This is a genomic window from Pseudomonas sp. LH1G9, assembly GCF_002949975.1.
In the GTDB taxonomy this organism is placed as follows: domain Bacteria; phylum Pseudomonadota; class Gammaproteobacteria; order Pseudomonadales; family Pseudomonadaceae; genus Aquipseudomonas; species Aquipseudomonas veronii.
The window spans coordinates 1,144,783-1,159,755 of sequence record NZ_CP026880.1; the positions used below are offsets into that span (position 1 = coordinate 1,144,783).

A 14,973-nucleotide genomic window follows, 5' to 3' on the forward strand; every position below is an offset into this window, starting at 1 on the left:
CCCCTCCCACATTGGGTTCAGTGCTGTGGAATAGATTGCAGCAGCGCTTCGACTTCCTCGAAGCCCGGCCGCGCCAGCACTTCGGGCTGACAGCAGCGGGCCTGCAAGCCTTCCAGGATCTGGCGTGTGGTGTCGCTCAAGCCTACGTCGATCCGCTGCAACAACTCCCCGAGCAACACTCCGAACGCACGCACTTCAATGCGTTGCAGTGCCCTGGTTTCTACGGTGTCGGCGGTGGCATGGAACGACGCCGCGCCGAAATCCCCGAGCAAGCAGTCGCCCGCCGCGTTCCACAGAATATTGTGGCCGTACAGGTCGCCATGGGTGATGCCGTGGCGGTGCAGGTGCGCGCCCACCGAGGCGATGCCGCGAGCCATGCGCAATGCCACCGCGAGGCTGAAGCGGGTAGCCGGTTCGTAGATGTCGCGGGTGCAGGACGCCAGGCTCGGCAGGGCGGCGAGGTTGCGGTAGCTCGGCTCGATCAGGTCCATCACCAGCGCGGCCTGGTCGTCGGGGTGGCCAACCACGCGGCCTTCCACCTTGATCAGGTTGGGGTGCAACCCGGCGGCAATGCATGCCTGCATTTCGTGCAGCGGTGAGCCGTCGCTGGTGATGCTGCCTTTGTACAGCTTGACCGCCACCGGCTTGGCCGAGGGCTGCCAGAGCGCCTTGCGGATCACCCCGGAGGCGCCTTCCCCGAGCACCTCGGCCAGTTCCAGTGCCGACCATGGAATGTCAGGCGTCGCATCGTCGGCGGCCACGTCCGCCGCCATTTCCACCGGGTTGCCGGCGTAGGCCAGCCAGGTCAGGCTGGGCAGCGCCAGGAGCCAATCGGGCAGGCCGGTGAGGCGGTTGGAGGCGATGCGGATCAGCTCCAGGTTGTGACAACTGGCCAGGCTTGGCGGCAGGTGCGCCAGGTGGTTGCCGGCCAGCATCAGTTTTTGCAGCAGCGGCCGCTCGCCCAATTCGTCGGGCAGTTGGCTGATGCAGTTATCGGTGAGGATCAACCAGCGCAACAGCGGCGGCAACGCGGCGGCCGGCACGTGGCGGATGCGGTTGGCCTTGAAGGCGATCATGCTCAGCTTTGCGCATTGGCCCAGGCAGGCCGGCAGTTCGGTAAAGGCGTTGTCCGAGCAGAACAGCACGCGCAGGTGCGGCAGGCGATGCAGGTCGTCGGGCAGGCTGCTCAGGGCGTTGCCGCTGAGGTTGAGGATTTTCAGGGAGTCGGCCAGTTCGAAGATTTCCCGGGGGAATTCGGTCAGCCCACAGGACAGGTCCAGGCGCTGGATGCCGGCCAATTGGCCGGCCTTGAGTTGGACGAGGGTATTCATGAACGGCGCGGTCACTCGGCAAGGGGGCGTAAAAAGGCGCTCATGATACCGGGTCGGGCGTGTGTTGCGGGCGGACCGCCTGCAATTGGTTCAGGCGACTGGCGGTGCGCGCCAGATCGATGGCCTGGCCGCTCAAGGCCTGCTCCAGCGGGTGCGCGCCGATCAGGATCAGCTGTTTATCCTGGTCGTAGAGCACGTCCACCAGGTTGATAAAGCGCTGTTGCACGGCGATCGGGCAGTCTGCCAGATGCGGCAGCCCGTCGATGATCCACTCGTCGAAGTCCTGGCACAGCAGCAGGTAATCCATCACCGCCGTGAGTTGTTCGCAGAGGTCATGGAAGGTGAAGGCGATGCGCCGTGCCTGCTGGCTGCGGCAGCGCAACTGGCGGTTGCCGACCGTCAGCGCCTGCGCCGGGCAATCCGTGGCCGGCAGCCCGAGCGCGGTTCGCTGCGCCGGTGTACCCGGCCACACGTACCGACCGCTGCTGAAGCGCTGTTCGGCATGGGCCTGGGGCAGGCTGCGAAAGTCCTTGGGCGAGCTGACTTCCAGCACGTCCATGCGCGTTGCGATCAGGTCGATCACCGGCTTGAATCGCTCGTGGTACAGCGGGTTGGGCAACAGCCCTTGCGGCGGATAATTGGACGTCACCAACACCAGCACGCGACGTTGGAACAACGCCTTGAACAGGCGGTTGATCAGCATCGCATCGCCGATATCGTGGACATGGAATTCGTCGAAACACAGCACGCGGCAGCCGTCCAGCAGCGTATCCAGGGTCACCGCCAGTGCGTCGTGGTGCTGACGGTGGGCGAACATGCCCCGGTGCAGGCGGGCGAAAAAATCATGGAAATGCACGCGTTGTTTTTCGGCGATCGGCAATGCCTGGAAAAACCCGTCCAGCAGCCAACTTTTGCCGCGCCCCACCGGCCCGTGCAAATACAGGCTGCGGGTGGGCTGGCCGGCGAGCAGGTGGTGGGTCTCGCGCGCCATCGCCGCAATCGCCCGGGCCTGTGCGGCGCTGAGGGTATAGCCGTGCTGCTCGGCCTTGGTCTGAAAGAAGGTGGGGATGGGTGAGTCGTCGTGGGTGGGGTGTTTTTTACCGAGCAAACGACGGATCAGGGAACGCGGCGCCAAGGGGAGTCACTCTGTGTGCGGTGGTCGCTCACTTTAGGGCGACAATCGGGATTTGACCAATAGCGAAGCGCGTCGCCAGCCATCTCGAAAACGCATGGCCTTTACGGGGCGTGGGCTTCAGAACTGCAGCAGCGGCGTGGTCGGCAGCCCCTGCGGGCTGACCATTGCGTAGTTGTACCCGCCGCCGGACCAGTACTCGGCGAGCAAACCATCGGCGCTGCGGCTGCCGCGGGGCAGGAAGTTATTTTCCGGGCCCGGCGGGCGGATGTAGAAACTGATGTGCCGGCCTTGCCGATCCTCGTACAGCACCATCGCCGCCGCGCCTTGTTCGGTGCTGAGCAAGCGCCCGCTGACGGCGGTGAAACCCGCCTGGCTCAAGTCGGGCAGACGCTGGGCCTGGTTGAAATAGCGGTCGAGCCAGGTTTGCATCGTGGCGTTGCCCTGGGCGTGATAGTCGGCGGGCAGCACACCGTCCTGGGCAAACAGGCGGTAAGCCTGCATGGCATCGGCCATGGGCAGCATGGGCGGTTGCGTGGCTTCGCGCGCCTGCCAGCCACCCAGGCCGCCGAGGCTGACCGCCATCAGCAACACCGCCGCCGTGGCGAAGTGGCGGCGCGACTGCTGCTTGATGCGCTGGCGGATCAGCGCCGGGTCCAGGGCCGGGTTGGCCGGCTGCTGCAACGCGCCACTCAAGGCGGCGCGCAATACGTGCGCGTCCTGCTGCCAGGCATGCACCTGGGCGGCGACCTCGGGGTGGGCGGCCAAGTAGGTTTCCAGCACGCGTCGATCGCTCTCCGGCAGTTGCTGGTCGACGTAGGCATGCAAATCGCGTTCGCTGGGGGGCAGGCTGATCATTTGAGTATCCGCAGGGAAGGGCTGGTCATTTCGCCATCGCTGAGTTGACGCAGGGCTTGGCGCGCCCTGGACAAACGCGACATCACAGTGCCGATGGGCACGTCGAGAATCTGCGCGACTTCCTTGTAGCTCAAGCCTTCGACCGACACCCACAACAGCAGGGCGCGCTGTTCGCTGTTGAGCCGGTCGAAGGCTTGCAGGGTCGACTGGGCGATTACCGTGCGTTCGACCGACGGCTGCACATCGTCGCGGCCGGTGAAGAACTCGAGCATGCGCGCATAGCGCCGGGTGCGCCGATGGGCATCGAGGAACTGCCGGTAGAGGATCGAGAACAGCCAGGCGCGCAGGTCGCCGTCGACGGTTTTGTCGGCCCAGCGGGTGATCGCCCGTTCCAGGGTCGATTGCACCAGGTCGTCGGCGCTGCTGGCGTTACGGCTCAGGGACAGGGCAAAGCGCCGCAGCCTGGGGATGAGTTCACGTAACTGTTCGTCGAGTTCATGCATGGGGAGTCGAGTCTAACCGGTTGTGTGCAGGTAGACGCTGCTCCCCGTAGGTTATTCCACTCGCGATGAAAAGAAACTTTACGCGTGTCGGTGAGAAGTTTCTGTAAAGCCTGAGCGCCTGTAATCGCGGGCTCGTACCTCAATCCACCCTCGTACCTGCCAGCCATTTTTCGGCAGTCAACCGATGAGGGTGTATCCATGATGTTTTCACCGACCGAAAAACCGCTTTTTTCCCCGCCCATGCTGGCGCCTCTGCCTGTCCTGCAGCGCGCCTTGGTTGAACAATGGGGCTTTGGCCCATCGACCCCGCCGAGCGCCGCCTGTATCCACCACGCCATCGAAGCGCAAGCGGCGCTGGCGCCGCATGCGACGGCGGCAGTGTGTGCGGGGCAGCGCATCAGTTATGAACAACTCAACCGCCAAGCCAATCGTTTGGCCGCGGGCTTGATCGAGCAGGGCGTCAAACGCGGCGACACTGTGGCGCTGTTCGTCGAGCGTTCGATCCCCATGCTGGTGGGCCTGTTGGCCGTGTTGAAGGTCGGCGCCGCGTATGTGCCGCAGGACGCCAGAATCGTCCCGCCCCTGCAACTGGCCATGGTCCTCGAGTCATTGACCAGCCCGCTGATCCTGACCCTGTCGCACCTGGCGGATCGCATCCCGTCAGACGCCGCCCATCGCAGCTTGTGCCTGGACACGTTCCTGGCCGAACTGCCCTGGATCGCCCAGGACAATAAGCCGGTGGGCGCCGTCGTCGACACCCACGACCTGTGTTTCGTACTGTTCACGTCCGGCACCACGGGGCGCCCCAACGGCGTGTGTGTCAGTCACCGTAACGTATGCAACATCCTGTTGACGCAGCCCGGGCGGATGGGCATGGCGCCGGGCCGCAACGTCGGGCAGATCCTCAATATCGGCTTCGACATGGCGGCCTGGGAAATACTCGGCTGCCTGGCCCATGGCGCGACCTTGCTGATTCGCGGTAAAGCCATTGCGCAGACCGCTGCACAGTGCCATGTGTTGATCGCAACCCCTTCGATCCTGGCCGGCCTCGATCCTCGGCAGTGCCCCGATCTCCAGGTGGTCGCGGTCGCCGGAGAACCCTGTTCCCAGGCCCTGGCCGAGCGTTGGGCGGCGCATTGCACGTTCTACAACGGCTGCGGCCCCACCGAAACCACCATCGTCAATACGCTGCATCGGCATGTGCCTGGCACCCCATTGACCATCGGCCAGCCGACCCCCAACAACAGCGTGTATGTGCTCGACGAACAGGGCCGCCCCTGTGAGGCGGGGCAAGCCGGGGAAATGTGGGCGGGCGGCGCCGGGGTAACGGCGGGTTATCTGAACAACCGCGCATTGACCCACGAACGGTACCGCCCGGACCCCTTTGTGGGCGGCGACGCCATGATGTTCCGCACACGCGACCTGGGACGCTGGACGGCCGACGGGCAACTCGAGCACCTGGGGCGCGTCGATGACCAAGTGAAAGTCCGCGGGTTCCGGGTGGAGCTGGACGCGGTGTCCAGCGCCCTGGAAGCCGGCGATGGCTGCACGCGGGCCGTCACGCTAAAACTCGACAGCCGCACCTTGGTCGCCTTTGTTTCGCCGGCCAGCGCCGACGTGGCGTCCTGCCGACGCCAATGCGAGCAGCGCCTGGCCTACTACTGCGTGCCGGCGCTGATCGACGCAGTGGAGCATTTTCCACTGACCGCCCGCGGCAAGATCGACAAGGCGCTGTTGCTGCAACGGGCGCGTGAAAGGTGGGTGGCCGTGCAGGCGTTCGCGGTGCAGGAGCCCGGCCATGCTTGATGCCCTGAGTCAAACCGTGGTGCCGCCCAAGCCGGCGCTCTGGCGGCGCTGGACGGCGTTGCCGGTGTTTTCCTACTACAACCGCCTGGCAGCGCTGGTGTTGCTCAGCAACCTGGCGTTTGCGGTGCTGGGCGTCGGCCTGCAGGGCGTCAGCGCCCAGACGTTGTCGGCGCTGGTGCTGATCAACCTGTCGCTGGCCATCCTGATTCGCCAGCAATACCTGATCAATGCGTTGTTCTGGCTGGCGACGCGCATCCCCGTCACCTGGCCGCTGCGTGTGCGGCGCAGCGCGGCCAAGGTGTACCACGTCGGCGGGCTGCACAGTGGCGCGGCCCTGGCGGCCACGGGCTGGTTCGCGGGGTGGGTCGGTGTGCAGGCCACGGACTATCTGCAGCGGCCGGGCAGCGTTTCGTCCGCCGGGTTGTGGCTTGGCGCGACGCTGCTCGGCGTGTTGCTGTTGATGGTGGGCATGGCGCAACCGCGCATCCGGGGGCGATTTCACAACGGCTTCGAGCGGGTTCATCGGTTTGCGGGGTGGGCCGCGTTGCTGTTGTTTTGGGCGCTGACCTTGCTGGCGTCCGTCGAACGCGGTGCGAGCCTGCTGCACAGTGGCGCGTTCTGGATGCTGGTGCTGTTGACGCTGAGCATCGCACTGCCCTGGCTGCGGCTGCGCAAGGTCGCCGTTGAGCACACGCGGCCTTCCGGGCATGCGGTGATTACGCGCTTTACCCACACCACGCCATTCGCCGGTTCGTCGACCGCGATCAGCCGACATCCGCTGTTGGAGTGGCACTCGTTTGCCAACATCCCCACACCGGGCCAAACCGGGTTTCGGCTGACCATTTCCCGCGCCGGGGATTGGACGGGGCGGTTTATCGAGGACCTGCCGCGCCATGTGTGGGTCAAGGGCATCACCACCGCTGGCGTGGCCCATGTGGAAACCCTGTTCAAGTCGGTGGTGTACGTCGCCACCGGCAGCGGGATCGGCCCGGTCATGCCGCATTTACTTGCGGCGCGGCTGCCGATCCAGCTGATCTGGTCGACCCGCAGCCCGCGCAAGACCTACGGCGACGAATGGGTCGACGAGATCCTGGGTGCCCAGCCCGACGCGTTGATCTGGGACACCGATGAGCGCGGCAAACCTGACCTGGTGCAGTTGGCCTACGGCGCGGTGCAAGCCTGTGGCGCGGAGGCCGTGATCTGTATCGCCAACCAACGACTGACGCAGCAGGTCGTGCAAGAGCTGGAAGCCCGGGGGATACCCGCCTATGGCGCGATCTGGGATTCGTGAAGCGCATGTGTTCATTAAACGATATCAATCAATGGAGGTGCCTATGAATGTAGTGATCGAGCGTCAGGGTCGGGTGGTCCTGGTCAGGCTCAATCGTCCCCAGGTCAAGAATGCGCTGAACTCGGCGCTGATGACCGAGCTGGTTTCTTGTCTGGAGGCCCTGGACCAGGACCCCCAGGTCGGGTGTTTTGTCATTACCGGCGGTGCGCAGTATTTTGCCGCCGGAGCCGATATCAAGGAGATGAGCGGCAAGTCCTATCAGGACATGCTCAACGAGGATTACTTCGTCGGCTGGGAGGCATTTACCCGCTTGCGCACGCCGACCATCGCCGCCGTCAACGGTTACGCCTTCGGCGGAGGGTGCGAACTGGCGCTGATGTGCGACATGATTTTTGCCGCCGATAGCGCCACCTTTGCCCAGCCGGAGATCAAGCTCGGCGTGATCCCTGGCATGGGGGCGACCCAACGTCTGACAGGCTTGATCGGCAAGGCCAAGACCATGGATCTGGTGCTGACCGGGCGGCCGATGACGGCTCACGAGGCTGAACAGGCCGGGTTGGTGTCGCGTGTCTATCCGGCGGCGAGCTTGCTGGAGCAGACGCTGGCGGTGGCCGCGCAAATCGCCGGTTTTTCTCGCCTGGCCACCCGGGCGGCGCGCGAGGCGGTCGAGCAATCCCTGCAGCTCGGGCTGCACGAGGGCGTGCGGCTGGAACGCCGACTGTTCCACAGTCTGTTCGCCACGCCCGATCAGCAGGAGGGCATGCAGGCGTTTCTCGACAAGCGACCGGCCGCGTTTAATCGGGTCTAGGAGGGCCAAGGACTCGGCGCTGGGCTGCTCTGAAAAAAACTACAGTGAAGGAGGAATAAACCTACATGGGATTCGTCTCATAGCTCAATTTCCCCTTGGCCATGTGCCCTGGAGCTTTTCATGGTAGATCACTCATCACCGCCCCGTCCGCCACTCAGCACGGCCAGCCTGGCGATCAGGCTGGCGTGTATCGGTGGCGTGGTAGCGGCTGTCGCCGGGGCGTTTGCCTACGTCAACGGCACCTTCGACCCACAACGCCTGCAGCCCAAAACCCTGGTCAATGCCCTGGAAACCAATAACGGCATCCACCCGGGGTTTCGGCGCAACCATGCCAAGGGCGTGTGTGTCGCGGGGTACTTCGAGAGCAGCGCCGAGGCGCGTGCCTACTCCAGTGCCCAGGTATTCAATGCGGCCAGGACCCCATTGATCGGCCGGTTTGCCTTGCCCAGCGGTAACCCCTACGCGCCGGACAGTAGTGTGCCGATCCGCAGTTTTGCCGTGCAATTCAGTCAGGCCAACGGCCAGCAGTGGCGCACCGGGATGAACAGCATGCCGGTGTTTCCGGTGGGCACTCCCGAGGCGTTCTATCAACTGCTCAAGGCCGGCGCGCCCGATCCGGCCACCGGCAAGCCCAACCCGGCGAATATGCCGGCGTTCTTTGCGGCCCATCCCGAGGCTGCGCCGTTCCTGGCGTGGGTCAAGACGGCCAAGCCATCCGCCAGCTATGCGACGGAAACCTACAACGGTATCAACGCGTTTTTCCTGGTGGGCGCCGATGGCAAGCGCCAGGCCGTGCGTTGGGCGGTTGTCGCGCAAAGCCAGGATGCTGTGGGCGATACCGCGCCAGCCGGCAGTGACTTCCTGGAAAAAGACATGGTGCAACGCCTGGCTTCCGGACCGCTGCGTTGGCAGTTGAACCTGACCCTGGCCAACCCCGGCGATCCGCTCGACGATGCAAGCAAACCCTGGATCGGTGAGCACAAAATACTCAACGCCGGCACCCTGGTGCTGCAAAGCAGCCAAGCGCAAGCAGACGGCGATTGCCGCGACATCAACTTCGATCCGCTGATTCTGCCAAGCGGCATCGAGGCTTCGAATGACCCGCTATTGGCCGCGCGTTCGGCCGCCTATGCCAGTTCCTACCTGCGCCGCGCCGCAGAAGTCAGCCCGTTGCACCGCCCCCCTCAGGAGTCGAAGCCATGAATGCCCAACCACGGTTTTTCGCCCCCCTGGCGCGCCTGCTGCACTGGCTGATGGCGCTGATGATCATCGCCATGCTGTTCATCGGCGCGGGCCTGGCAGCGTCGGTTTCCGAACGGCATGAATGGTTGATCCACCTGCACAAGCCGCTGGGTATCGCGATCCTGGCGTTGGTGATCGTGCGCTTGGCAGTGCGCTTTTCCACGCGCCAACCGCCGTTGCCTGGCGATTTGCCGCGATGGCAAGTGTTGGCGGCCAAGGCTTCCCATTGGCTGCTGTATGCCTTGATGCTGGTGTTGCCGCTGCTCGGCTGGGCGATGATTTCGGCGGCGGGCGACCCGGTGATGCTCAGCCATTCGGTGCAACTGCCGGCGCTGGTGTCGGCCAACGCACCGCTGTTCGCGGTGCTGCGCAAGGCCCATGGCTATCTTGCCTACGTGCTGTTTTTCACGGTGTTGTTGCACCTGGCGGCGGCGCTGTTCCATGGGTTGATTCGCCGTGACGGCGTGCTGCAGAGCATGACGGGCACCCAGGACTGAGGCCCGCGCTTGATCCGTGTGGCGAGCACGCTCGCCACATTCAGCGCAACAGGCCGACGATATCGGCCACGCTGCTCAACACATCCTTGCCCAACTGCATCGAGCGTTTGCCCGACCAGCCGGTGTTCGGGTTGGGCGCGTCGTCGTTGTCCTTGAAGGGCATCTCCAGGGTCAGCGACAGGCAGTCGTACTTCTCACCGACGGCATTGCAAGCCAGGGTCATATTGGCTTCGCCCGGCAGGTCGCGGGTGTAGCCGTGGGTGGTCTGGAAGTCACGGGTCAAGGCGCTCAGGTGGCTGCGAAAGTGCTTTTCCAGGGCTTCGATACGCGGGGTGTAGCCGGGGTTGCCTTCGCAGGCGGCGGCGAATACGTAGGGGATTTCTTCGTCACCGTGGATGTCGAGGAACAGGTCGACGCCATACTTTTCCATTTGCGTCTGGACGAACAGCACTTCCGGGCTGATCTCCTGGCTGGCGCTCTGCCAGGCGCGATTGAGGTCCTGGCCCATGGCGTTGGTGCGCAGGTGGCCGTGAAACGCGCCGTCGGGGTTCATGTTCGGCACCAGGTACAGGTCGGCGACGGCCAACAGCTTTTTCAGCTCGGCGTCACCGTCCTGCTGCAGGCGTTCGATGATGCCTTCCATAAACCATTCGGCCATGTGCTCGCCGGGGTGCTGCTGGGCGATGATCCACACCTTGCGCCGGCCTTCGCCACCTTTGCCACGGCGCAACAGTTGGATATCGCGGCCTTCGACACTTTTACCGGTGGCCAGCAAGCGGGTGCCCGCATGGTTCAGCGCCTGGTCGATGAGCCAGTCGTGGCGTTCGCGGCTGTAGGGTTCGAAGTAGGCAAACCAGGCGTGTTTCTCACGGGTTTCGAGACTGATGTGCAGGGTTTCGCCGTCGAAACGCGTAGGCACCCGAAACCAATTGACATGGTCATACGACGCCACGGCGTTGTAGCCGCTCCAGGCGTGCTTATAGGACGATTGCCCGGCATTGCTCAGGCGGAAGGTGTGGGTGTGGCCCACGTGCATGCCTTCGGCCTTGAAATGGAACCACTGGAAATGGTGACTGCGGGTATCGGGTTTGATTGCCAGCAACAAGTGATAGGCATCGCTGGCATCCAGAACCTGGATGTTGCCGCTGTCGAAGTTGGTGCTGATTTTGATGGAGGTCAAGGCCACGGTCATAGTCTGGCTGCCTGAGTATGAGTGTTGTGGCGGTTATCTTACACAGAGGCCGGGCAAAATCCGGATGCAAAATTGTTGCGGGAGGAGGGGGCGTCATCCTTGACGCCGCAGCAGCTTAGAATTTGTGAGATTGATTCTCAAGTGCTATTTCGCAAAGGTCTGAGCCAGAGCGGTCGGCCGACTTTCTTTTGACGATGGTCTTTTGCTATCATGCGTGCCATCAAGCAACACACAGTCTTCATTAGCCTGAAGCAAAGCCAGAAACGCTGGCAAAAAAAAGACCCGGCCAAAGAGCCGGGTCAAAAACCGTGATTAGCCTGATGAGGAGATATTCCAAGAGTCCGACCTAAGGTCCCTTGGTCTATCGACTGATCTCGCGATCAGCTTGGTCCAATAATAATCATTATCATTTGCAAGTCAAATGTTTTTATCCGTGGGATAGAAATATTTTTCTTTCGCGTGGCTCATGCTCCGTCCTGAGCCTGCGGCGCCTGCAACGATCGCTCCACCATCGCCTTCGCCATATCAATCAAATACACCACTGAAAATGCCAGGTCACGCTGGTTGCCTTGATGGCTGCTCGCCGATTCGTAGGCTGTGGCAGCCGCGCTGCGCAACAGGTCCGAGGCATGCACCAGGGCTTCCTCCGGGCTGACGCCGGGCTTGATGCTGAAGAAGGCGTCGTTCGGGGCCGAGGCGCACATCTCTTCTTTCAAATAGTAATCCAGCGCACGTTGGGCGGCGCCGCTGCTGCGCATGTCGAGCAGCTCATGGGATTCGGGTTCGCAGGGCAGGCGATACGGGCTTGTCGTCATAGGGCGGTACTCGGGTTGGGTGTCGAAACGCTGATACCCGATGATAGTACGTATCGTATTTATGTCGTTTTATGGATTACTACAAACTGTTTATTGCCCTGAAAAATACGCGACGTATTGTCAGGCCCCATGGATAAATGGATCGCGTTGGTCAGGGCCAACATGAAAGACCGCAAGGTCACGCAGGATGAACTGGCCGAACGCCTGGGCATGTCTCAGGGCGGTGTCGGGCATTGGCTGAACAAGCGCCGGGTGCCAAGCCTGGCGGACATGAACCGGGTGCTGGAAGCGCTGGGGCTGGGCTCCCTGGAAGTCGCGCTGGATGTTCGTCGCAAGGCCGATGCGCTGCCGGTTGGGCCACCACACTACAACCCGTACTTCCGCTACCCGGTCAGCGATTGGAAAGGCGTGTGCGAACTTCGCGAAGAGCGCCCGGCCTACGGCGCGGCGCGCTTCGAACTGACGGACTACCATGCCCAGGGCGAGGCTTACTGGCTGCCCGTGGTCGGCGACGCGATGACCGCGCCCACTGGCCTGAGCATCGGTGCCGGGATGATGATCCTGGTGGACCCGGCCATCGACGCCGAACCCGGCAAGCTGGTGGTCGCGCAGTGGGCGCACAGCCCGCAGGCGACCTTCCGCCAGTTGCGCGAAGAGAGCGGCCAGCTGTACCTGGTACCGCTCAATCCGACTTACCCCAAGCGCCTGTTCAGCGGCGATTGCCGCATCCTCGGCGTCGTCGTGCAGGCCACGGCGAAGTTCTAGTCCGCTGGTTCAAGCTCGACCAGCGCGCAACCTTCGGCAACCATTTCGCCTTCCTGGCAGAACAGTGCCTTGACCACGCCGGCCTGGGGCGCGCGGATGCTGTGTTCCATCTTCATCGCCTCCAGCACCACCAACTGCGTGCCGGCTTCGACGGTCTGGCCGATGTCCACCAGCACCCGCACGATGCTGCCGTTCATCGGCGCGGTGAGGCCGCCTTGGTGGGATTGGTTGGCTTCGACCGCCGCAATCGGATCGAACAGGCTGACGGCATGCATGTCGCCCTCCCAGCGCAGGAACAGCGTGCCTGCGCTACGCACGGCCAGATGGGCACGGCGCACGCCCTGATGGTCGATCAGCAGCTGTTCGCCTTGCAGTCGCGGCGTGTGTTGCGCCAACGTCACCAGGCGATCCTGGCCGTTGCAGCTCAAGTGCAGCGAGACTTCGGCGGGCAGCCCTGCGCGAAAGCCGCGGGTGTCTGCCCAGGGCCCGTCGCCGGCCGGCAGACTCTGCATGAAGGCCGAACCCGCGGCCTGCCAGAATTCGTCGCTCAATGCTCCGGGCAGCGGCAGCAGTTCGTCCTGATAGCGCGGAATAAAGCCGGTATCCAGCTCGGCGGCGGCAAACGCCGGATGGGCGATGATGCGTCGCACGAAGCCCAGGTTGGTCTTGAGCCCGCCGACGGCGAACTCGTCGAGCATGCTCAACAGCCGCAGCCGCGCTTGTTCGCGGTCCTCGCCCCAGGCAATCAGCTTGCCGAGCATCGGGTCGTAGAAGGGCGAAACGCTGTCGCCTTGCTCGACGCCGCTGTCCACGCGGCGGCCCGGGCCGGGTGCGGATTCGCGGTACAGCGTCAGGTGGCCGGTCGCGGGGAGGAAATCATTGGCCGGGTCTTCGGCATACAAGCGCACCTCGATCGCATGGCCGATCAACGGCACCTGTGCCTGGGTGATCGGCAGCGCTTCGCCCTGAGCCACGCGAATCTGCCAGGCCACCAGGTCGAGGCCGGTAATCGCCTCGGTCACCGGGTGTTCCACTTGCAGCCGCGTGTTCATCTCCATAAAGAAAAACTCGCCACGGGCATCCAGCAAAAATTCCACCGTGCCCGCGCCCACATAACCGATGGCCTGGGCCGCACGCACCGCGGCTTCACCCATCGCCCGGCGCTGGTCGGCGCTCAAGCCGGGCGCCGGGGCTTCCTCGACGACTTTTTGGTGGCGCCGCTGGATCGAACAATCGCGCTCGTTGAGGTACAGGCAGTGCCCCTGCTGATCGGCAAATACCTGGATCTCCACATGGCGGGGCTTGAGCAAGTACTTCTCCACCAGCATCTGCGCGTTGCCGAAGGACGACAACGCCTCACGCTGGGCGGAGGCCAGGGCTTCGGCCAGTTGACTGACGTCCTCGACCACTTTCATGCCCTTGCCGCCACCACCGGCCGTGGCCTTGAGCAGCACCGGGTAGCCGATGCGCGCGCAGGCGGCACGGAAGGTATCCAGATCCTGAGCTTCGCCGTGGTAGCCCGGCACCAGCGGCACGCCGGCGGTTTCCATCAGTGACTTGGCGGCGGATTTGCTGCCCATGGCGTCGATTGCCGAGGCGGGCGGGCCGAGAAAGATCAACCCGGCCGCCTCGACGGCGCGGGCAAAACCGGCGTTTTCGGAAAGGAAGCCGTAGCCCGGATGAATCGCCTGGGCGCCGCTGGCCTGGGCGGCGGCGATCAGTTTGTCGATTTGCAGGTAACTGTCGGTCGCTTTGCTGCCGCCGAGGTCGACGCGGATATCGGCTTCGCGGCTATGGCGCGCATCGCGATCGGTGGCGCTGTGGACCGCCACGGTGGTCAACCCCATCGCCTTGGCGGTACGCATCACGCGGCAGGCAATTTCGCCACGGTTGGCCACCAGTACGGTGGTCAGTGTGCTCATGAGCGTGGCTCCTGCGACTGCCAGCTGGGTGGGCGTTTTTGCAGGAATGCGCGTAAACCTTCCTGGCCTTCGGCGCTGACGCGGATCCGGGCGATGGCATTTTCGCAATAGCGCCGCAGCGCCGGGGTGAGGGCGCCGTTACCGACTTCGCGCAGCAGATCCTTGCTTGCACGCATCGCTGCCGGGCTGTTTTGCAGGAGGTTGGCAATCCAGTGATCGACCTGTTGATCCAGGGTTTCGGCCGGATAGCTTTCCGCCAGCAGGCCGATGTCGCGCGCGCGTTCGCCGCCAAAGCGTTCGGCCGTGAGCGCATAACGACGCGCCGCGCGTTCCCCGATGGCTTGCACCACAAACGGGCTGATCACCGCAGGCGCCAAACCGATGCGTACTTCCGACAGGCAGAACTGCGCGTCATCGGCCCCGATCGCCATGTCGCAGCAACTGATCAGGCCCAGCGCGCCACCGTAGGCCGCGCCTTGCACCACTGCCAGCGTCGGGATTTTCAGCTTGGCCAGGTTGTACATCAGCTCCGCCAGTTCGCGCGCGTCGTCGAGGTTGGTGGCGTAATCCAGTTCGGCCGACTGTTGCATCCAGGCCAGGTCGGCGCCGGCGCTGAAGTGTTTGCCGCGCCCGCGCAGGACCAGAAAGCGCAGCGACGCATTGCCCTGCACCTGGTCGAGGGCGATGATCAGTTCGCGGATCATCTCGGCGTTGAAGGCGTTGTGCTTGGCTTCGCGACTGAGCCACAGCGTGGCGAAACCACGGCTGTCGGTGATCAGTTCGAGGGTGTTGAAATCGTTCATGGGGTACA

Annotated in this window: 14 protein-coding genes; 6 read left to right on the forward strand and 8 right to left on the reverse strand. The window is 63.8% G+C overall.

The window, feature by feature from the left end; translation table 11 throughout:
* Positions 1 to 17: 17 nt before the first annotated feature.
* The 4 genes from C5F70_RS05425 to C5F70_RS05440 all read right to left on the reverse strand — a co-directional run bounded on the left by C5F70_RS05425 (position 18) and on the right by C5F70_RS05440 (position 3,824).
* Positions 18 to 1,331, reverse strand: a complete 1,314-nt coding sequence (locus tag C5F70_RS05425) for a leucine-rich repeat-containing protein kinase family protein (RefSeq protein ID WP_104904531.1) — start codon at positions 1,329 to 1,331, stop codon at positions 18 to 20.
* Between the two features lie 40 nt (positions 1,332 to 1,371).
* A complete protein-coding gene (zapE, locus tag C5F70_RS05430) occupies positions 1,372 to 2,466 on the reverse strand; it encodes a cell division protein ZapE (RefSeq protein WP_104902857.1) in 1,095 nt (364 codons plus the stop codon).
* Between the two features lie 117 nt (positions 2,467 to 2,583).
* The gene (locus tag C5F70_RS05435) at positions 2,584 to 3,321 is read right to left on the reverse strand and encodes an anti-sigma factor (RefSeq protein WP_017848126.1); all 738 of its coding nucleotides are present in this window, start codon (positions 3,319 to 3,321) and stop codon (positions 2,584 to 2,586) included.
* The gene (locus tag C5F70_RS05440) at positions 3,318 to 3,824 is read right to left on the reverse strand and encodes a sigma-70 family RNA polymerase sigma factor (RefSeq protein ID WP_046382864.1); all 507 of its coding nucleotides are present in this window, start codon (positions 3,822 to 3,824) and stop codon (positions 3,318 to 3,320) included. Before C5F70_RS05440 ends, C5F70_RS05435 begins: the two co-directional genes overlap by 4 nt.
* A 198-nt stretch (positions 3,825 to 4,022) precedes the next feature.
* Here C5F70_RS05440 and C5F70_RS05445 point away from each other — a divergent pair, with 198 nt between their 5' ends.
* From C5F70_RS05445 to C5F70_RS05465, 5 genes are all read left to right on the forward strand, one after another.
* On the forward strand, positions 4,023 to 5,630 hold the full coding sequence (locus C5F70_RS05445) for an amino acid adenylation domain-containing protein (protein ID WP_104902858.1): 1,608 nt from the start codon (positions 4,023 to 4,025) through the stop codon (positions 5,628 to 5,630).
* Positions 5,623 to 6,921: a hypothetical protein gene (locus C5F70_RS05450; protein ID WP_104902859.1), complete on the forward strand. Its 1,299-nt coding sequence runs from the start codon at positions 5,623 to 5,625 to the stop codon at positions 6,919 to 6,921. The genes C5F70_RS05445 and C5F70_RS05450 overlap by 8 nt, the downstream gene beginning before the upstream one ends.
* Before the next feature lie 43 nt (positions 6,922 to 6,964).
* Positions 6,965 to 7,729 carry an enoyl-CoA hydratase-related protein gene (locus C5F70_RS05455; RefSeq protein ID WP_046485403.1) on the forward strand — a complete coding sequence of 255 codons (765 nt, stop codon included), beginning with the start codon at positions 6,965 to 6,967 and terminating at the stop codon, positions 7,727 to 7,729.
* A 120-nt stretch (positions 7,730 to 7,849) separates the two neighbouring features.
* Complete coding sequence (locus C5F70_RS05460; protein ID WP_104902860.1) at positions 7,850 to 8,932, forward strand: catalase family peroxidase; 1,083 nt, start codon at positions 7,850 to 7,852, stop codon at positions 8,930 to 8,932.
* Entirely contained in the window at positions 8,929 to 9,468 is a 540-nt protein-coding gene (locus C5F70_RS05465) for a cytochrome b (RefSeq protein ID WP_017848120.1), read from the forward strand. Before C5F70_RS05460 ends, C5F70_RS05465 begins: the two co-directional genes overlap by 4 nt.
* 40 nt (positions 9,469 to 9,508) lie before the next feature.
* On the opposite strand, the gene C5F70_RS05470 is transcribed toward C5F70_RS05465, so the two are convergent.
* Positions 9,509 to 10,660, reverse strand: a complete 1,152-nt coding sequence (locus tag C5F70_RS05470) for a M14-type cytosolic carboxypeptidase (protein ID WP_046485401.1) — start codon at positions 10,658 to 10,660, stop codon at positions 9,509 to 9,511.
* Between the two features lie 464 nt (positions 10,661 to 11,124).
* Complete coding sequence (locus C5F70_RS05475; protein WP_026140171.1) at positions 11,125 to 11,475, reverse strand: DUF6124 family protein; 351 nt, start codon at positions 11,473 to 11,475, stop codon at positions 11,125 to 11,127.
* Positions 11,476 to 11,604: 129 nt separating this feature from the next.
* On the opposite strand from C5F70_RS05475, the gene C5F70_RS05480 reads away from it, so the two are divergent.
* Positions 11,605 to 12,240: a LexA family transcriptional regulator gene (locus C5F70_RS05480; protein ID WP_104902861.1), complete on the forward strand. Its 636-nt coding sequence runs from the start codon at positions 11,605 to 11,607 to the stop codon at positions 12,238 to 12,240.
* On the opposite strand, the gene C5F70_RS05485 is transcribed toward C5F70_RS05480, so the two are convergent.
* Both C5F70_RS05485 and C5F70_RS05490 read right to left on the reverse strand, forming a co-directional pair.
* The gene (locus C5F70_RS05485; RefSeq protein ID WP_104902862.1) at positions 12,237 to 14,162 is read right to left on the reverse strand and encodes an acetyl/propionyl/methylcrotonyl-CoA carboxylase subunit alpha; all 1,926 of its coding nucleotides are present in this window, start codon (positions 14,160 to 14,162) and stop codon (positions 12,237 to 12,239) included. The two genes, C5F70_RS05480 and C5F70_RS05485, sit on opposite strands and share 4 nt — an antisense overlap.
* On the reverse strand, positions 14,159 to 14,965 hold the full coding sequence (locus C5F70_RS05490; RefSeq protein ID WP_017848114.1) for a gamma-carboxygeranoyl-CoA hydratase: 807 nt from the start codon (positions 14,963 to 14,965) through the stop codon (positions 14,159 to 14,161). The genes C5F70_RS05485 and C5F70_RS05490 overlap by 4 nt, the downstream gene beginning before the upstream one ends.
* Between the last annotated feature and the right edge of the window lie 8 nt (positions 14,966 to 14,973).